The 18,290-nt window shown below is 69.8% G+C and carries 19 protein-coding genes; 10 read left to right on the forward strand and 9 right to left on the reverse strand.

From position 1 onward, the window contains the following. Positions 1-325: 325 nt before the first annotated feature. The 3 genes from D7193_RS10890 to D7193_RS34135 form a co-directional block, all read right to left on the reverse strand. Entirely contained in the window at positions 326-1,927 is a 1,602-nt protein-coding gene (locus tag D7193_RS10890; RefSeq protein WP_120779402.1) for an FAD-dependent monooxygenase, read from the reverse strand. 774 nt (positions 1,928-2,701) lie between these two features. Then, positions 2,702-3,928: an RNA polymerase sigma factor gene (locus D7193_RS10895; protein WP_120779403.1), complete on the reverse strand. Its 1,227-nt coding sequence runs from the start codon at positions 3,926-3,928 to the stop codon at positions 2,702-2,704. Beyond that, positions 3,925-4,515 carry a YciI family protein gene (locus D7193_RS34135; protein ID WP_147434356.1) on the reverse strand — a complete coding sequence of 197 codons (591 nt, stop codon included), beginning with the start codon at positions 4,513-4,515 and terminating at the stop codon, positions 3,925-3,927. The genes D7193_RS10895 and D7193_RS34135 overlap by 4 nt, the downstream gene beginning before the upstream one ends. A gap of 29 nt (positions 4,516-4,544) precedes the next feature. Between D7193_RS34135 and D7193_RS10905 the strand changes: the two genes are divergently transcribed. The 4 genes from D7193_RS10905 to D7193_RS10920 all read left to right on the forward strand — a co-directional run bounded on the left by D7193_RS10905 (position 4,545) and on the right by D7193_RS10920 (position 8,037). Continuing rightward, entirely contained in the window at positions 4,545-4,958 is a 414-nt protein-coding gene (locus D7193_RS10905) for a DoxX family protein (protein ID WP_120779405.1), read from the forward strand. A gap of 46 nt (positions 4,959-5,004) precedes the next feature. Continuing rightward, a complete protein-coding gene (locus tag D7193_RS10910; protein WP_120779406.1) occupies positions 5,005-5,445 on the forward strand; it encodes a DUF1579 family protein in 441 nt (146 codons plus the stop codon). Between the two features lie 385 nt (positions 5,446-5,830). After that, positions 5,831-7,528 carry a PHP domain-containing protein gene (locus D7193_RS10915; RefSeq protein WP_120779407.1) on the forward strand — a complete coding sequence of 566 codons (1,698 nt, stop codon included), beginning with the start codon at positions 5,831-5,833 and terminating at the stop codon, positions 7,526-7,528. Continuing rightward, positions 7,525-8,037 (forward strand): hypothetical protein, encoded by a 513-nt coding sequence (locus D7193_RS10920; RefSeq protein ID WP_241562934.1) that lies wholly within the window; start codon positions 7,525-7,527, stop codon positions 8,035-8,037. Before D7193_RS10915 ends, D7193_RS10920 begins: the two co-directional genes overlap by 4 nt. A gap of 169 nt (positions 8,038-8,206) precedes the next feature. Here D7193_RS10920 and D7193_RS10925 read toward each other — a convergent pair whose 3' ends face one another. Beyond that, positions 8,207-9,469: an MFS transporter gene (locus D7193_RS10925; protein WP_158674790.1), complete on the reverse strand. Its 1,263-nt coding sequence runs from the start codon at positions 9,467-9,469 to the stop codon at positions 8,207-8,209. Positions 9,470-9,544: 75 nt separating this feature from the next. Here D7193_RS10925 and D7193_RS10930 point away from each other — a divergent pair, with 75 nt between their 5' ends. Beyond that, positions 9,545-10,510 carry a DUF5937 family protein gene (locus D7193_RS10930; RefSeq protein ID WP_120779409.1) on the forward strand — a complete coding sequence of 322 codons (966 nt, stop codon included), beginning with the start codon at positions 9,545-9,547 and terminating at the stop codon, positions 10,508-10,510. Positions 10,511-10,771: 261 nt separating this feature from the next. On the opposite strand, the gene D7193_RS10935 is transcribed toward D7193_RS10930, so the two are convergent. Beyond that, on the reverse strand, positions 10,772-11,617 hold the full coding sequence (locus D7193_RS10935; RefSeq protein ID WP_120779410.1) for a helix-turn-helix transcriptional regulator: 846 nt from the start codon (positions 11,615-11,617) through the stop codon (positions 10,772-10,774). A 102-nt stretch (positions 11,618-11,719) separates the two neighbouring features. Here D7193_RS10935 and D7193_RS10940 point away from each other — a divergent pair, with 102 nt between their 5' ends. Then, positions 11,720-12,694 carry an SDR family NAD(P)-dependent oxidoreductase gene (locus tag D7193_RS10940; RefSeq protein WP_120779411.1) on the forward strand — a complete coding sequence of 325 codons (975 nt, stop codon included), beginning with the start codon at positions 11,720-11,722 and terminating at the stop codon, positions 12,692-12,694. Positions 12,695-12,751: 57 nt separating this feature from the next. Next, positions 12,752-13,315 (forward strand): histidine phosphatase family protein, encoded by a 564-nt coding sequence (locus tag D7193_RS10945; RefSeq protein WP_120780328.1) that lies wholly within the window; start codon positions 12,752-12,754, stop codon positions 13,313-13,315. A gap of 329 nt (positions 13,316-13,644) precedes the next feature. Here the strand turns inward: D7193_RS10945 and D7193_RS10955 are convergent, their stop codons facing one another. The 4 genes from D7193_RS10955 to D7193_RS10965 all read right to left on the reverse strand — a co-directional run bounded on the left by D7193_RS10955 (position 13,645) and on the right by D7193_RS10965 (position 16,084). After that, positions 13,645-14,532 carry a YwqG family protein gene (locus tag D7193_RS10955; protein ID WP_206611880.1) on the reverse strand — a complete coding sequence of 296 codons (888 nt, stop codon included), beginning with the start codon at positions 14,530-14,532 and terminating at the stop codon, positions 13,645-13,647. A gap of 35 nt (positions 14,533-14,567) precedes the next feature. Next, complete coding sequence (locus D7193_RS34550) at positions 14,568-14,699, reverse strand: hypothetical protein (RefSeq protein WP_277749897.1); 132 nt, start codon at positions 14,697-14,699, stop codon at positions 14,568-14,570. Between the two features lie 457 nt (positions 14,700-15,156). Continuing rightward, the gene (locus tag D7193_RS33405) at positions 15,157-15,318 is read right to left on the reverse strand and encodes a hypothetical protein (protein ID WP_158674791.1); all 162 of its coding nucleotides are present in this window, start codon (positions 15,316-15,318) and stop codon (positions 15,157-15,159) included. Between the two features lie 385 nt (positions 15,319-15,703). Further along, complete coding sequence (locus tag D7193_RS10965; protein WP_120779414.1) at positions 15,704-16,084, reverse strand: hypothetical protein; 381 nt, start codon at positions 16,082-16,084, stop codon at positions 15,704-15,706. Between the two features lie 303 nt (positions 16,085-16,387). Here D7193_RS10965 and D7193_RS10970 point away from each other — a divergent pair, with 303 nt between their 5' ends. The 3 genes from D7193_RS10970 to D7193_RS10980 all read left to right on the forward strand — a co-directional run bounded on the left by D7193_RS10970 (position 16,388) and on the right by D7193_RS10980 (position 18,289). Then, the gene (locus tag D7193_RS10970; protein WP_120779415.1) at positions 16,388-16,951 is read left to right on the forward strand and encodes a dihydrofolate reductase family protein; all 564 of its coding nucleotides are present in this window, start codon (positions 16,388-16,390) and stop codon (positions 16,949-16,951) included. A gap of 271 nt (positions 16,952-17,222) precedes the next feature. Next, positions 17,223-17,828, forward strand: a complete 606-nt coding sequence (locus D7193_RS10975) for a Chromate resistance protein ChrB (protein WP_187356250.1) — start codon at positions 17,223-17,225, stop codon at positions 17,826-17,828. A 5-nt stretch (positions 17,829-17,833) separates the two neighbouring features. Further along, positions 17,834-18,289, forward strand: coding sequence for a YkvA family protein (locus tag D7193_RS10980; protein WP_120779416.1), 456 nt, complete (start codon positions 17,834-17,836; stop codon positions 18,287-18,289). Position 18,290: the final 1 nt, after the last annotated feature.

Consider the following 18,290-nt stretch of genomic DNA (forward strand, 5'->3'; position numbering starts at 1 on the left):
TCGCACGAGGAGATCCTCGAGATCATCGGGATCGTCATCAACATGAACGTCTGGACCCGACTCAAGATGGCCGAGGGCGCCACCCCCGGTCTCGCCGAGCAGTCGATGTTGTGAACCCGCCCACCTGTCCCGCTTCAGTGCACGCCGTGAGCGATGACTTGCCGGGCTGCTGCCCGACGCCGAGCGAGACCCGCTCGAGGACCACCTACTGCGACAGCTGCTCATGCGCCAGATCAGCCAGCAGTGGCCGGTGCCGGGCACACGAGTCCGTCGTGTGCCGGCTGTCGCGGCCGTCCGAATGGTGGTGACCCAGGTGGGGCGAGCCCTACGAGGCCTCGGGCGGCCTCCCGACCCATCGGTCGAGGTAGGCAAGCAGCCCGCTCAGGTCGTCACCGCCCGACCGGTACCCGATGTGCCCGTCTGGGCGGACAAGGTAGAGAGCAGCCGACCCGTTGGTAACGCCGAGCCGGCGTATGGCTGGAGCAGCAGCTGACTGCCCCGCCGCCGTCGGGTCGGGTGCGCCCAGGCCGTGCACGGTGAGCGCATAGCGGTCCAGCTGGGCGGTCGCGGAGGAAGGCCAGGCGTGTGGCGGCCCGCACAGCACCAGATGCCAGCCAGAGGCGGCCGTGAGTTGGTGAAGCGTCGGCCCGTCGCTGGACAGGGGGGTATCGGGCAACCGGTCGCCCGGGCGTGGCCCGCGGCGCGGCGCGCCGTGGCCTTGCGTTGACAACGGACTGTGCCGGTAGGTGATGCTCAGCTCCGAGATCGTCCGGAACGCGATGGAGCGCACGAACCGTGGTGCCATCACGACGGGGATCAGCGCGGGCGCGACCCGGGTACGGGCGAGCCGGACCAGCGGGTTGGTGGAGGTGGCGATGGTGAACGCCCGGTCGGTGAAGCGCAGGACCATCCGGCCGACCGGTGCCCGCTCCAGCTCGTAGGTATCCAGCAGCGCCGGGTCGCTGTCACCACGTAGGGCGTGGGCGATCTTCCAGCCGAGATTGACCGCGTCCTGGACGCCGGTGTTCATGCCCTGCCCGCCGGCAGGGCTGTGGATGTGCGCGGCGTCGCCGGCGAGGAACACCGGCCCGGCGCGGTAGCGGGCGGCGGCGCGGTGGTGCAGCCGGAAGTTCGTCATCCACACCGGGTCGTGCAGGCGTATGCGTCCTCCGGTGTAGGAGTCTGCCAGTGTCTGCATTTCGTTGAGGGTGACCGGCGCATCCGACGGTGTCGGGTCGGCGGGCGGGCGCATCAGCAGCATCCGCCAGCTGGCCGGATGGCCAAGCGGGAAGAAGAACAGCATTCCCCGCTCGGCCAGGAACGCGTGCGCGGCTCCCCCGTCGAGGCTGTCGGCCTCCAGGTCGGCCAGCACGAAAGTCTGCGGATAGGTGCCGCCCTCGAACCCGATCCCTGCGAGGTGACGGACGGTGCTGTGCGCGCCGTCGCATCCCACCACGTATCGGGCCGTCACGTGCTCCTCCCGGCCGTCGCCGTGTCGAAGGGACGCTACCGCGCCGTCGACACCGCGCTCGAGGCCAACCAGCTCGACGCCGCGCTCGATATGGACACCGACGTCGTTCAGGTGCTGACCGAGCAATCGCTCGGTCTCCGCCTGCGACAGAAACAGCAGATAGGGGTACGCGGTGTCCTGCATGCCCAGGTCGAACAGCGGCACTGACCGTTCCCTGCCGTGCGTATGCAGAGACATTCGCATCGCAGGATTACCGGCCGCTACCAGCTTGTCCGTCACACCGAGATTTCTGAGCACCTCAAGGGTGCGGGGCTGGATCGCCAGCGCCCGAGATTCGTGAGCCCGGTCCCAGGCCCGATCTATCAACCGTACCTGCGCGCCGAAGGCCATCAACTGGCTGGCAAGAGCCAAGCCGGTTGGTCCCGCGCCGACCACCAACACCTGGACGGAATTCATTGGTTGAGGCTTGTTCGTGAGGACGTCATCGGGAACCTCCCCCGACCAGCCGCGTCCCGTCGCTTACGCCGACCACGAGACACCTCCTCGCGTCGTGGGACTGGTGGTGTCCAAGCCCGACGATAGCCCGGCTGGCCGCACGTAGGGAGACGCATATGCGACCTCACGGCGGTGGCTACCAGACGACGGGTTGGCATCTGGCGGCGTGAGCGGGGCGGCGGTTGCAGAGTCAGGCACTGTTGCGGAGGCGGCGTACAACGGCGTCAGACCTATGCGGCTGAGTTGTTTCCCACCGGCCCTGAAGCGCATCGACGATCGTGGCCGTCGCCGTCATCGCGGGCATCATCGCGCTCGTGGGCTGACCCCAACCGGCCCCACGACGTCACCAGTTGGCGCGTCAGCCCGCCGGCGCCAACGTTGGGGGCTTCGGCTTGAGCCGGAACGTACACGCAACTTTCTGCCGGTAGATCTCCTGCGTCTACGGGTCCAGGGGTTGCACCAGCGGCCGAAACGCCGGGCCACTGGGGCTCGGCCCAGGCGAAGCCAGGTGGAGATGGCGTCAGCGGCGAGGCTCCGACCCACGCCCGCTGCGGGAACAACCGGCCGGTGTCGTGGAACGCCTTGGCCGTCTTCATGGCCGAGCAGCCGGACCGTTTCCCCGCGGTGATCGCGACAACCAGAATCGCCGGACACACCGTTACCGAGACAGCCCCGGCCGATCAACGATGAACTCGAGGTTGTCCGAAATAAGAACTTCGACGAGTAAGTGAAGGGTTACCGGGACGCGAGTCGGGCCTGTCGGAGCAGGTACTCGCGTTCCGGGATGCTCGCCGTCTGCTGTGCGGCGGCGCGGTAGTGGGCGGCGGCTGCCTGGTGATCACCGGCTTGGTGGAGCAGGTGGGCTCGTACGGCGGCGAGGCGGTGGTTGCCCGTCATCCGAGAATCGGAGTCGAGCGTTTCCAGCAGCGCCAGGCCGGCCTTGGGTCCGTAGACCATGGCGGTGGCGACGGCACGGTTGAGGGTGACGACGGGGTTGTCGTCGAGACGCTGGAGCATTTCGTACAGGTTGAGGATGTGCGGCCAGTCAGTGTCCTCGGCGCGGGCGGCTTGGTTGTGCGCCGCGGCGATCGCCGCCTGGATCTGGTAGGGGCCCGGTCGGCGGTGTGCCAATGCGGCGGTGAGCAGCATGACGCCCTGGTGGATCATGCGGCGATCCCAGCGGCTGCGGTCCTGCTCTGCCAGTGGCACCAGTTCACCCGCGGGACCGGTGCGCGCCGCCCGGCGGGCATCGGTGAGTAGCAGCAGGGCGAGCAGGCCGGCGGCTTCGGCATCGTCGGTGCGGGCCTGGTGGAGGGTACGGGCGAGCCGGATCGCCTCGGTGGCCAGGTCCGTGCGCTGCAGGGCAGCACCCGAGCTCGCGGTGTGTCCTTCGTTGAAGATGAGGTAGAGAACGTGGAGTACCGCCCGCAACCGACCGTCGTAGTCGTCCGGGGTGGGCGGTTCGAACCTGGCGCCGGCGTCCTTGATGCGCTGCTTGGCGCGGCTGATTCGCTGTGCCAGCGTTGCTTCGGGCACGAGCAACGCGTGGGCGATCTCCGCCGTGGTCAGCCCGCCCACCGCTCGCAGGGTCAGCGCGATCTGCGAGGCTGCGGTGAGCGCGGGATGGCAGCACAGGAGAAGCAGCGTCAGGGTGTCATCGGACGGTGTGTCGCCGATGTCGGCCGCCGGAGCCAGCCAGTCGGCGGGTGTTGTCTGCGTCGCGAGTGCCGTCTCGCGGCGCAGGCGGGACTGCTCGCTGCGCAGGTGGTCGATCAGGCGCCGGGAGGCGACGCGGATCAGCCAGCCACGCGGGTTGTCTGGTACGCCTTCGGCGGGCCATTGCGTCGTCGCGGCCAGCAGGGCTTCCTGAGTGGCATCCTCGGCCTCGTCGAAGTGCCCATAGCGGCGCGTCACCGCTGCCAAGACCTGAGGCGCCAGTTCGCGCAGCAGGTCAGCGCTCATCCGTGCACGGGTCGCAGTTCGACGCGGGTGGACACGACGCCGGCGAACCGTGCTGCCAGCTCCACCGCCCGTTCGTGGGTCGCCACGTCGATGATGCCGAACCCGGCCAGAAACTCCTTGGTTTCGGCGTAGGGCCCGTCGGAGACCACCGGCGTGCCGCCGTGGTTGTCGATCGTCTGCGCGGATGCCGGTTCGGACAGCCCGAAGGCGGTGACCAGCTCGCCAGTGGCGGCCAGTTCCTTCTGCAGCGCCTGCATCGCTTCGAAGTGGGCGGCGATCTCCGCGGGTGACATCGCGTTCGGGCCGGTACCGGCCAGCGCTTCCCAGGCCGACGGGCTGCCGTAGGTCATCACCATGTACTTCACCGTCACCTCCGCGTTCGCTCGATCGGACATTGATACCAGATGACAACGGTCGGCTCCGGCCGGCGGTCGCGGGCCTACCCGGTGCGGTGCGTGTTCTCCACGCGCCAAGCCCACGCCGGTGGCACAACCCTGACCGTGGGCCTCCGCCGCGGCGGAAAACATCTTCAAAAAATCTCGACCGGCGTGTAGAGAACCGGTGGCCGGCTCCGACGTCTCGGGCACAGCATCGATGATCCGACGAGGAGAGCCCAATGACCGCCAGCATCACCACCCGTTCCGCCAGCCGCTCGACCGCGCTGCGCCGCACCGGATCGATCGCCCGATGGGTACTGCAGGTGTTCCTCGCCGTGCAGTTCGCCTCGGGCGGGGTCCTCAAGCTCATCGGCGACGCGCGAATGGTCGACCTGTTCACCGACATCGGGGTGGGGCAATGGCTGCGCTACCTCGTCGGCGTCTGCGAGGTGGCGGCTGCCATCGGCCTGCTGGTTCCGCGGCTGGCTGCGCTGGCCGCCCTCGGCCTCACCGGGCTCATGCTCGGGGCCGTGGCCACCAACCTGCTGATCGGCGCGAACCCCGCGATGCCAGCCGCGTTCCTGCTGGTCGCCGGCGTCATCGTCTACAGCCGGCGCACTCAGCTGCGCCGCCCCATCGCCCCCACCCGCTGACACCCCGACCGCTCACCCACCCAATCTGGTGAAAGGAACCACGGCCATGACCGACGAGATCCTCGGCGGCGCCCCGTCCGCCAACACCCCCCGCCCGACCCTGAAGACCCTCGACGTGCTGGTCGGCACCTGGCACGTGTCCGGGCCCGGGCACCACGGCACCGTCACCTACGAGTGGATGCCGGGCGGTCACTTCTTGGTCCAGCACGTCGACCTGATCCAAGACGGCCGTTCCACCACCGGCGTCGAGTACATCGGGTACGACGCCGACAGCGGCACGCTGAAATCGCACTTCTTCGGCAGTACCGGAGACATCCTGGAGTACGTGTACGAGATGAACGACCGGGAGCTGACCATCTGGTTCGGCCAGCCGGGCTCGCCGGCGCGGTATCGCGGGACCTTCGACGCGGAGGGCACCAGCGCCACCGGAGCGTGGGCCTGGCCCGGCGGCGGCTACGAGTCCGCCATGACCCGCGTCCGCCCCTGAACCGGCAACGCCGGGCGGCTCGACACCCTGTGCAGGTGTCGAGCCGCCGTGACGGGAGTTGGCCGGGCTGCCGCTGCCGCTGAAGCGGGATCGGCCGGGTCGGACGTGTTGGCGGTGAAGGTGGCTGCCCGAAGGGGTGCCGGGATGGCCCGCGGTCAGCGGTTTACCACCGCCGACACTCTGCTGGTGGCCGGCGCCGCCACGCTGGCGGAGCTGCCCTGACGACGAGCATCCTCCTCGGCACCTTCCGCCCGCCCCTGGGCTGAACCGAGACATGCGCGGAGGCGCATGTTCGCATACCTGCCGTGCACGTGACACGCGCTGTTCCCTTGACCCGGCGAGATTGTCCGGCGGACCACTTTCCCTGATCCGACTGGAGCAGCACATGGGCCACGGCCACGCGCACGATCACGATCACGATCACGACTCGGCAGCCGGCGGCGACGTACGCCCGGCGCTGGACCTCGCCGTCCCGGACGCGGAACTGGCGCCCGGCGACCTCAGCCGGCGCGGCTTCCTGCGCAGCGCGGGCCTGCTGGGCGCCGGCGCGGCCACCACCGTGCTGGCGAGCGGCACCCCGGCCTTCGCGGGGGGCCACGACCACGGGCCCGGCGGCGACCACGGCCGCACCGGCGAGTTCCAATGGCTGGCCGGTGACCACCACATCCACACCCAGTACAGCTCGGACGCGATGTACCGGGTGGTCGACCAGGCTCGCCACGCCCGGGCGTACGGGCTGGACTGGATGGTCGTCACCGACCACGGCAGCGCCGCCCACGCCAAGATCGGTGTGGAGAAGGTCAACCCGGACATCGTCGCCGCCCGCGCCCAGCTCAAGGACCTGCTGATCTACCAGGGCCTGGAGTGGAACATTCCGGCCGCCGAGCACGCCACCGTCTTCGTCCACCCGGGACGCAACGAGGTGGCCGTGCTCAAGGAGTTCGAGAACGCCTTCGACGGCAGCGTCAAGAACGCGGGCGACTCCGCCCCGGCCAACGAGGCGCTCGCCATCGCCGGCATCAAGTTCCTCGGCGAGGCGGTCCGCAAGCGCCGCGTCGAGGGTGCGCTCTTCCTGGCCAACCACCCGGCCCGTCGTGGCATCGACTCCCCGCACGAGATCCGCGCCTGGCGGGACGCCGACCCCAGCGTGGCGATCGGCATGGAGGGCGCCCCCGGCCACCAGGCCGCCGGTCTGCCGGGCGGCGGCCGCAACCGCGGCTACTACGACAACAGCCCGTCCGCGGCGTCGTTCCCCGGCTACCCGCTGGAGAGTTACCGCACCTGGGGCGGATTCGACTGGATGACCGCCACCGTCGGCGGCCTCTGGGACAGCCTGCTCGCCGAGGGCCGGGCCTGGTGGATCAGCGCCAACTCCGACTCGCACGTCAACTACCTGGACACCTCGCAGCGGGGGCCGGACAGCAACTTCGACCTCAACGGCAGGCACGACGACCCGGTTTACGGCCCGCTGCTCAGCACGGCCGGCGACTACTGGCCGGGCCAGTACAGCCGTACGCACGTGGGCGCGAGCTCGTTCAGCTACGGGTCCGTTATGGACGGTCTGCGCGCCGGGCGGGTCTGGGTGGACCACGGCGGCCTGATCAAGGCGCTCGACGTCCGTGCCCGGGTCGCGGGCGACCGGCGCCGGGACTCGGGTACGCCGCTGGGTGGTGTGCTGCGGGTCAAGCGCGGCACGGTCGTCGAGGTGACGATCGACATCGACCTGGCGGACATCCCGAACTGGTCGCAGTTCGTGCCGGTGCTGGCCCGGGTCGACGTGATCGCGGGCCGGGTGACCGGCCCGGTCGCCGACAGGGACGCCTTCACCGCCCCGAACACCAAGGTGGTGAAGTCCTTCGAGGTCGCCAAGGGCACCGGCAAGGTCTCCTTCACCTACTCCTTCGGCCGCGTGGACCAGCCGTTCTACCTGCGCGTCCGGGGTACGGACGGCAAGCGGAGCCAGCCCGGCCTCATGGGCGCGGCGGTCGACCCGTTCGGCCCGGCGCTGGACGTCACCGGCGCCGCGGACCCGTGGGAGGACCTGTGGTTCTACGCCAACCCCATCTGGATCCTGCCGCAGTGATCCTCGGCCTCAGCCTCGGCCACCGGACCGTCCGCGAGGCGGAGCACTGGCTGGCCGCGTACGTCGTGTCGCTCGGCCTGCCGGACCTGGTGGCCTGCACCCACCTGGTCGCCGCGCCGTACCCGCACGTGGCGCTCAGCGTGGCCGTGCCGGCGGCCACCGAGCGGTTGGCCGAGCTGCCGGCCACCCCGCCGGAGCTGCGCGACGCGGCGGACCGGGCGGCGGCCGCACACGAGGCCCGCCGGTCGGGCCGGGCCGTGCGCTATCCGGGCGTGGACCGGCTGGTCGGGACGCTCACCGTCGGCGAGGTGCTGGCGGCGAGCACGATCGAGCGGATCGTGGTGCTCGGCGGTGCAACCGCCGGATCCGACACGCCGCTGGACACCCGGAACTTCGTCCGGCCCGAGTGGCGCGACGGTGAGTTGGTGCTGATGACCATGCCGCACCACACGGGGGGTCTGGCCCCGTTCGAGGTACCCGACCCGACGCCCTGCTGCGCCGACCACTGAACCCGGGCGCGGTCCGCTCGTGTGCGGCGGACCGCGCCCGGGCCTCGGCGACGGTCAGCTGCGCCGGAAGGCGTACCGGCGGGGCTGGCTGGTCCGCTGGCTGCTCCGGGCCGGCGCCGGTCGGTCCGGCGCCGGCCGGTGGACCGGCCACCGGTGCAGCTGCCGCTTCTCAAGATGCGTCGAGGGTCTGCTGGCGCATCGGGGAGCGCAGGATCGGCACCCACACGAACGCGAGCGCGGCGCAGGCAACCCCGGTGGCCGCGCGCGGGCCGGCGTAGTCGCCGACGAATGCCGCCGTCGCCGCGCCGAGTGTGAGCGCGCCACTGAACATCACGCGCAGGGTGCCGTTGACGCGTCCCAGGAGGCGTGACGGCGTGACGTGCTGGCGGAACGACATCAGGACCACGCTGTCGAAGCCGACTTTGAAGATCACCAGTGCCCACGCGGACGCGGCGACCAGCCCAGGAACGGGTTGACCGACGAGCGGCAGCACGAGCGAGGCGGGGGTGATGGCCAGCCCGATGGCAAGCACCGATCGGCCGGCGCCGAGGACCCTGGACAACCGCTCCCCGCAGAAGGCCCCGAGCAGGCCACCGACTCCACCGGCACCGAGGAAGAGGCCCAGTTGGCTTTCCGACCAGTGCAGTTGCTGAACCAGTAGCAGCGGCAGCATCGCGACCGTGCCTGCCGTCGCGAAGTTCACGAGGGCGCCGGCGACGGCGATCGCACGTAGGGTGTGGTTGCGCCGGACGAACGACAGGCCCTCCCGTACCTCGGCGACTAGCGAGCGCCGTACGGCGCCGACCCGGGGCGGCTCGGGCCGCTCGACGCGGCGGATCCACAGCGCCGACCACAAGTAGCCCAGTGCCGTCGCGACCAGAACTGCCGCCGCAGTCGACAGGCCGATCAGCCAGCCGGCCAGCGCGGGGCCGCCGATCAAGGCCATCTGGTCCACGATGCCGAGCCGCCCGTTGGCCGCGACCAGGCGCCTCTGGTTCCCAGGCCCGACAAGGTCCGGCAGGTGGCTCTGCATCGCGACGTCGAAGAAGACGGTCGCGACGCCGTTGAGGAACACCACCACCCAGAGTTGGGTCATGGTCAGAGCGGAAGCTGCGGCGGCGATTGGTACGGAGCCGATCAGCACGAACCGCGCCAGGTCCATGGCGATCATGATCGGGCGACGAGCAACCCGGTCGAGCCACGCGCCCGCTGGTAGCCCAAGCAGCAGAAAGGGGGCAGTGCCGACAGCGGCAAGCGCACCCGCCGCGCCCGGGCCAGCGCCGAGCGACGTAATCGCGACGAGCGGAACGGCCACCTTGGCGATGTTGAAGCCCCATTTCGCGGCTACGGCGGCGACGAGGTAACGAGCGAAGTCACGGGGCAGGGCGGGCGCGGCGTCGTGCCCACGACGAGAGGCGTGCTGGATCGACATGGCCGAACCTTCGGCGCCAGCCGCTGCCGGGCGCCAACGATTCAGACTACGGTGAATCCTCATGAGGTCGGTCTGATGCTGAAGATGTCGTTGTCCCTGGCCGATCTCGCCAGTGTCAGGTTCGCCATCTCTCCCGCCTGGGAGGTTGTGGCGAGTCTGCGCGTACTGCGCGATCCCGGTGCGCACGCCGTACACCTGCCGTGGGTGATCCGGCACCGGGCCACGGTGCTGGCCTCCCCGCAGCTGCGTGAGCTGCGGGACCTGATCATCGCGCCGGAGCGGCACCTGCCGGGCTTCCTGGCCCCGGCGCCGCTCTCACCCGTCGCCGAGCCCGAGGCGGAGTTCGCCGCGGTGCGGGAGACGCCGGCGGCGGTGGTACGCGAGGAACTCGCGGCGGTGTACGGCGACCGGCTGCCGGCCTCACTGTCGGACCTGCGTCGCGCGCCGCGCCGTAACCTGCCGCTGATCGTCAACCAGATGCGGACCTACTGGGGTCTGACGCTGGCGCCGTACTGGGAGCGGATCCGGGGGATTCTGGAAGGCGACGTGATGTTTCGGGCGCGGCGGCTGGCGGACGCCGGCCCCCACCGGATGTTCCCCGAGCTCGATCCCGCGGTCTCGTGGTCGGACGACGTCCTGTCGGTCGACCGGCCCAATCTGGACCGGGACTACGAACTCGGCGGCCGGGGCCTAGTGCTCGTACCGTCGCTGTTCGCGTGGCCGAACGTCTTCGTCAAGGCGTCCGAGCCCTGGGCTCCGGTGCTGCGATATCCCACGCGGGGCGTGGGCTCGATGTGGCAAGCCCCTTCACCCGCGCCCGAGCTCGCCCCGGTGATCGGTCAGGCTCGCGCGGCCCTGCTGGTCGAGCTGGCGACCGCGTCGACCACGACGTCGCTGGCCCGCCGCACCGGACTGACCCCGAGCGGAGTCTCGGCCCACCTCGCGCGGCTCGTGACCGCCGGCCTGGTCACCCGGCAGCGAGCCGGGCGTCTCGTCTACTACATGCGCACCCCGCGCGGCGACGCGCTCCTCGGCGACTGATCCGGCTGACACACGAGCGACGGCCGCCAAGGCGATCTCGTCCAACCCCGCGTCCGAAAGCCGACCGGGTGCCCACGACGCAGCCAGCGGGACGCTCGCCGCCATGGTCGAGCATCCGCTCATCAGCACGTCCGGGGTGCCGGCGGCCGTCACCGAAGTCACCGTCGGCGACGAGCGTTTTGCGGCATGAGCGGGACGTTAGGCAGAAACCCAGACGGACTCCCCGACGGCGCGTCACCCAACACGTCCGAACCTTCGTGTTCAGAGCTGTAGCGGCTGGGTGCCGAGGACGGCGGCGAGGGCCAGGCGGTCGGCGTCCTCGGTGCCGGGCTCGGCGGTGTAGACGCTGATGCGCAGGTCGCCCAGGGCGACTAGCAGCGTGTCGCAGTCGAGGGTGATCGGGCCGACCGCCGGATGGTCGATGGTCTTGCGCCGGGACGGGTCGGGCAGGGACGGCGGGGCTTCGGCGTCCCAGAGTTCGGCGAACCGCGGGCTGCCGGCGGCCAGGTCGGCGACCAGGCGCCGCAGCGCGCGGTCGGCGGGGTAGCGCGACGCGGTGAGGCGCAGGTCGGCCACGAGCCGGGCCTCGTGTTCGGCCTGTTCCCGCGGGGTGTGCACGACCCGCGAGGGCAGCCGGGTGACGTTGCGCCAGACGGCGTTGCGTTCCAGCCCGTGCCAGGTGGTCGTGTCGCCCATGAGCGCGTGGTACGGCGCGTTGGCAAGCACGAGCGTCCAGCTGGCGTCGTAGACGACCACCGGCGTGTCCGACAGCCGGTCGAGCAGCCGCTGCACGCTCGGGGTGACCCGCGACGGCACGACGTCCGGGCCGGGCGCGGCGTGCCCGGCCAGCCGGTAGAGCAGGCCACGGTCGGTGTCGGCCAGGCGCAGCGCGCGGGCCAGCGACTCCACGACCTGCGTCGACGGCGCCCTCGCGCGTCCCTGCTCGAGGCGGGTCAGGTAGTCGGCCGAGATGCCGGCGAGCGCGGCCAGTTCTTCGCGGCGCAACCCCCTGGCCCGGCGCCGCCGGCCTGCCGGGACACCGACGGCCTCGGGTGCCACCCGGTCGCGCCAGCGGCGCACCGTCCGGCCGAACTCCCATGCTTCCATGCGGTCGATGCTGCACGAGTCTGCACCGGTTGTCCTGGTCCTGGCAGTCCTACGAAAACCGGACGACTGGCCGCGACCCGGTCGTGCTCGGAGGCTGGAGCCATGACCGAAGGCGGAACCGTCCTCATCACCGGCCCCACGCGCAACTTGGGCCGCCACGCCGTGCTGGCCATGGCCGCCCGCCCGGACGGGCAGCGACCCGACCTGCTGCTCGTCGGCCGCGCCGGGCGCGACCTGACCGCGGTCGCCGACGAAACTCGTGCCCTCGGGGCCCGCGTTCACGAGATCGGCTGCGACCTGGCGAGCCTGGCCGACGTCCGTGCCGCTGCGGTCACCGCCCGCGGCCTGATTGCTGACGGCGCCGTCCGTCCGCTGCGCGCGCTGGTCGCCAACGCCGGCAGCATGTCAGCCGACACCCGGCGGGTCTCGGCCGACGGCTACGAGCTGACCTTCGCCGTCAACCACCTCGCCCACGCGCAGCTCATCGGCGACCTGCTCAGCTCGTTCACCGCGCCGGCGCGGGTCGTGCTGATCGGCTCGAACACCTACCACGCCAACTTCTGGCGCAGGGTGCTGCACGTGGCCGAGGCCGAGTGGGCCGACCCCGTCGAGCTCGCCCGCCCGGCCGGTGGCGAGCGAACGCCGGGCATGAAGGCCTCCGGCGTCGCCTACTCCAACTCCAAGCTCGCGATCCTCTACTACGCCCATGAGCTGCAGCGTCACGCCGGCCCGGGGATCAACGTGTCCGTGTTCGAGCCGGGCTGGATGCCCGGCACCGCGCTGGGCCGGGGCGCCCCCGCGGCGCTCCAGGCGATGAGCCGCGCCCTGGGCCGGCTTCCCGGCGTCTCGACGCCGCGGCGCTCGGGGCCGCTACTGGCCGCGATGGCCCTCGACAGTCACTGGGCGCACCTGCGTGACGGCGCGTTCGTGGTGAAGACCAAGCTGACCGAGGTCCAGCCAGTCGCCCACGACCGCGGCCGGGAGCGACGCCTGTGGGAGGCGACCGCCGAGCTGTTGGAACGCGCAGGCGCGTCGCGTACCCCGGAATGCTGTTCGCGGTCAGATCAGCGCTCCTGATCTTGCAGGCCGCATCGATGGCCGCCGCAGGATACCGGCTGTGCGAAGATGGCGCCGATGGCTCGTACACAGCTCTACCTCGTCCGCCACGCCGAACAGGATCCGACCGCGCCTGACGGAGGTCTTTCGCAGCTCGGTCGAGTGCAGGCGGACCGGCTCGGACGGCGGCTGAGCGCGGTGCATTTCTCAGCCATCCACCACAGCTCACTGGTCCGGGCGGCCCAGACCGCCGACGTCATCGCACGCCATCTGCCGCATGTCCCGAGACACCCCTGCGACTTCGCCGCAGACCGAACGCCGGTGCCGTCCTCGGCGCAGCGAGGGCAATACCCCGACCGGTGGCTTGCCTGGCTTAACGACGTGCCCGACGACGAGCGCGACGAGGACGCGACCGCCCTGCGGGCCGCCGTGGAGCACTTCAGTGCCGTCGGCTCGGAGGACCGGTGTGAACTGCTGATCACGCACAACTTCGTGATCGCTTGGTTCGTGCGTCACATGCTCGACGCCCCGGTTTGGCGTTGGATCGGCCTCAACCAGGCCAACTGCGGAATCACCGTCGCACGATGGGATTCCGATCGGCCTCCCACCCTGGTCAGCTTCAACGACACCGGGCACCTGTAGCAGCAAGCCATCCGCTCATCGGCTACTTCGCCATCGCCGAGGCGCTCACCCGCGACGGCATTCCGTCGCCGTCAGCCGCCGATCCCGCCCGCAACCCGCCGCCCGGTTCTCCGGTACGGGTCCGGACATGAGGAAGACCAGTGCGGTGGCCTGGGGCAGGCAAGCCTGGATGATGATCCTCACGATGGCTGGAATCCATTCGTCATCACGCAAGCCACATTCGAAGACGCGTGGGAACTCCGCTGGCGGCTAGCCCGAACCCTGATGACAGCGCGCCTCGCGGCTAGATCCGGATGCCGGTTCGGGCGCTGTCGGTGACTCCTGTCGGGTCAGGAACAGTCGAATCGGTGGTCGTGCGGACGCGCTGGACATGATGTGCAGACGAAGATGTAGACGCCGCCGGCGTCGCCGAGCATCAATCCGGCCGGGTTCTGAAGCGACCGCCACGGATGGTCATCCGGGCTATCGAAGCCCCAGCCGATCATTGCCGGCCGGTCCTCCAACGGGACCCAACGTCGCTCGTCGCCCCGGCTGAACTCCCAGCTGGCGATGGTGAGCAGATGCTCCATCCGAACCCCGCACATGCACACCGGCCAGTCAGGCGACTGCGTCCAGCCGGGGTAGCCGCCGACCTTGATCCCAGAGGCGACCGCCAAGTCGGTGTCGTACTCCCAGCCGTGGTCAGCCTCGACCCGGCGCGCCGCTTGCTGGATCTGGGACCGCACCTCACGCGGCAGGTCGTACGACGGGTACTCGACCACCCGCTCGGGATCGACGACGCACGCGTCGGGCACATACCACGCTTCGGCGTCCTCGTGTGGCGGGGGCATCGCCGCCAGTCGGGGTCCGATCGCTGATCGTCGCCGCCAGCGCAAGCGCGGAAGCGGAGCACTCCAGGGATCATGGTCAAAGGGGCACCACAGCACCTGCAGCACGTCCGAGCCCTCTGGGAATGGCAGCTCGGGCACATCGTCGGCGAGCAGTTGCAGGACCGGCACGAGTGGCACCCCAGCCTCGGCGGGATGATCGTCCAGACCTTCACCGTCACAGGTTGGCCAGGGCTCGTTCGCCGGCCACAGCAGCGGCCCGCCCACGGAGCTCTGCTCGACCGACGGCGAGCCCTTACGTGGATGCAGCCGGATGGTCGTCCGCGCAAACGCACGCAACTGCGGGAAGACCGCGTCCATATCGATCGAAGCCAGCGGGGTGGTATGCACGGCCGAGATCGTACGGGCAAGCAGCGCCCCGTCTCTCAGAACGCCTCGCTGGCAAGCGCGATCGGCGGCAGATCCGGATGGCGCCGGACGGCGAACAACATGTGCTCTGGCACACTCAGCGGCGTGTTGACCACCCTCACCCTGCGAAACGTCGGCACCGCCGCCATCGTCGTTGGACTACTCGTCGCCGTCCTTACCCTCGGCACCGCCACCGACCGTCCATTCATCCTGGCTGGGCTCCTCGTCCTCGTCGGTACCGGCCTACGGTTGGAGGCTGCCGTCCGCGCCCGAGGCACACACCTTTAGGGCACCAGCCACTGATCTTCACAGCACTGCACGCCGTATCTCCAAGTAGGCGCGACCGATGCGGCCAGATCACACGACTCCACGCCGGGACGCCGCCGCCCGTCCGCTACGTACCATGACGCCGGATTGGGCGGTTGTTCTGCGGTGCGTCGGGCGGAACGCCGCCTTCGTAGACGGGCACCAGCAAGGAGCCGCTGACCAGGCCTCCAATCGCCCAGTTTCCCGGCAGCCACGGGAAGTCGCTGAGTCCCGCGCGAACGTCCTGAGACGACGCGTCGCCGTGACAGTGGAGGTCACTGCCACGGCGATGCTCTGGCGTCAGTCGCGGATCGACTCGCTCAGCACCCGACCCTGCGCGCCCGACGGCGGCTGGATGCCGAGCAGCGCGGCGATCGTCGGGGCAATGTCGACATGGTGCGGGTCGACGGGGTGCACACCGGGCAGGACGCCGGCGCCGGAGAGCACCAGCGGGATGTGCAACTCGGTCCTGGCGCCGCGACGGCCGGCGACGCCGCCCGCCGGGTCGCCGCCGATCGACCAGCCGGTCTCCGGCTCGATGACGAGCTAACCGGTGGAGTCGACAGCGATGTAGCCAGCCTCGAAGAGGGCGTCGCACCCGAACAGGCATGGCGGCATGGCGAGTGGTCGAGGTCGCGTGCTTCCTGTTCCGTGCAGGCGGCGCGCCTCCTTGATGTGGCCGGCGCGGAGAAAACGAACGGGATACGTCTGACCGCAGATGGCGCAGTCGGCGTTGGCGGCTGATCCGAAGAGGGGTTGGCGCAGCAGGGCTTGTTCACCGCGGTGAGTGGCTACAGCTGGCGGGCGGCACCGGCTCTAAGACCCTCGCGGATCGCGGCATGAGCGATCATCCGGGCACCTCAACCCAGCGGGCGGCCGCGTCGAAGGTTTCCGACGGGGTGGCGTTGAATGCGATCGCTGCGTCGGGCGCGTGTCGCCGCACCAGATTGACCACCAGCTCGAACAGTTCCGGCTGATTGCGCACCCCGCCACCAATGACCACGCACTCCCAAGGCTGGGCGCAAAGGGCAGTGGTGACGACCGCCTCCACATCGTCGCTGCCGTCGAGGCCGAACAGGCAGAACACAGCCGCCACGCCGTGTTCGACGAATCGGGCCCTCCCGACTTCGATGCCGTCTGCGACTGGCTTGGGGTCCCATGGCCCCGGCACCCGATACGGATCCAGCCCGATCACCAGCACGCGGGGCGTGGGGGCCGTTGTGTCCACTGTTGAAGACTACGTCGCGGGGTGCATGGTCATTGGCATGTCCGCACGCCGATCAGCCAAGCAAAGCCGTCACGTAGCGTAGCCATCGGATCGCGGCAGAAGCGGACACCGCTGGCGTGCGCCGACCCAGCCGACGATCCCGTGGATCTTTTTCTTGGGATGGTGTCGGATCCGGGCCGAGTCGTTCGTAGAACGGGCGGGAGGCGGAGAGGTCTGCCCGGTCCCGAAACAGACGTGACGCTCAACCAGCTAGCAGGCGAGGGTGACATCCCATCGGGTCCTACGTGCACCGGAGGTAGAGGCATGGCAAAGCTGATCTACGTGACCAATGTGTCGGTTGACGGCTACATCGAGGACGAGAGTGGAGGCTTCGACTGGTTCCCGCGCGACGACGACGTGTTCACGTTCACCACCAACCTCCTGCGGTCGGTCGGTACGTTCCTCTACGGGCGGCGCCTGTACGAGATGATGGCTGTCTGGGAAACCGACCCTGCTCTAGCCGCGCAGTCCGGCCTCACGGCTGACTTCGCGAGCGCCTGGCAAGCGGCGAACAAGGTCGTCTACTCCACGACTCTCACCGCGGCGTCAACGGCCAGCACCAGCTTGGAGCGCCGTTTCGACCCCGCCGCCGTACACCAGCTGAAGGCCACGGACGACAGTGACATCACCGTTGGAGGCGCCAACCTGGCGGCGCAAGCCATGCGGGCTGGGCTGGTTGACGAGTGCCAGTTGTTCGTCTGGCCCACGGCCGTCGGAGGCGGCAAGCCGGGGCTGCCTACCGGCGTACGCACCGACTTCGCGCTCCTCGACGAGCGCCGGTTCCGAAACGGCGTCGTTCACCTCCGTTACCGTCTTCTCGGCCACTAACCAGGGTTACCACCCTGATCTGGGCGCTGCGGCCTGTGTGACGAGCGCCCGCCCACCGATCCGCCGCATGTGAGATCTGAGACCCATGAGCATTCGCGGGCTGTTCCCAAGCATCGGAGGACCATCGCATGACCCAGTGAACCCCTCTCGGCACAAGTGGACTTTTCGCTGCCCCGACAGCCATCGGCCGTGACGCCTTCGGGTCCGCCGAAGAGGTCACCAGCGCTCGTGGCCGGTTACTTGTGCGGCGACCGGGTGTTACGCTCGTTACATGCACGACGGTTTCGAGGAGGCCGAGCAGTTCCTGCTCGTAAGCGTGTCTACCGCCGGTGGCCCTCCAAGCCTGCGCGTGCACGTCTGGCGCAAGCTGCGTTCCCTCGGAGCGCTCTACCTCCAGCAGTCGGTGTGCCTCCTGCCTACGCGTGAACTCCCGGTTCGGCAGATACGTCGACTACTCGCCCGGGTCACCAGCGAAGGGGGGACGGGACGGGCCATCACCATCACCGTGCCCGACCCGCGGGAGCGCGCCGCGCTGGTGGCCGAGTTCAACGCCGCTCGTGACGCCGAGTACGCGGAAGTCGTCGAGCGCACCCCCGACATGCTGGCGGAGATCACGGCCGAGACAGCGCGCGGCCGGGCCAGCTACGCCGAGGTCGAAGAATCCGAAGCCGACCTGGAGCGCTTCCGTTCCTGGCTAAGCAAGATCATTGCCCGCGACTACTTCAACGCCCCTGGCCGAGCCGCCGCCGAAGCCGCGGTCGCCCAATGCGCGCGAGCGCTCGCCCAGTTCGAAGCCGCCGCCCTGTCCGCCGAGACCGGCACGAACCACCCGCCCAGCCCACCTGCAGCAACCGCAAACGCGTCCAAGGGCAGGTAAGCACCATGAACTGGTACTGGCAGATACTCATCGGCCTCGGGACCGCGCTTCTGCTGGCTTGGTCTGGCCTGGTCATTCTCCTGCTGCTCGCCAAGCCGAAAGGTCCACTACTGCGCGAGGCACTGCGGCTGCTGCCTGACCTACTACGACTACTGCGCCGCTTGGCCACCGACCACACTCTGCCCCGAGGAGTGCGAATCCGCATCGGCCTGCTGCTGGCCTACCTGGCCATACCGATCGATCCGATCCCCGACTTCATCCCCGTTCTCGGCTACGCCGACGACGCAATCGTCGTAGCCCTCGTCCTGCGCAGTACCGTTCGCCGAGCCGGCCTCGACGCGGTCAAAGCCCACTGGCCAGGCACCGACGACGGGTTCGCCGCCCTCTGCCGCCTGACCGGCCTCACCGCATCTCCAACCGCCGGGGACAGACACGTCACCAAGCCCGGATCAGCGGATTAAC

The organism is Micromonospora costi (assembly GCF_003626655.1).
Lineage (GTDB): Bacteria > Actinomycetota > Actinomycetes > Mycobacteriales > Micromonosporaceae > Micromonospora > Micromonospora costi.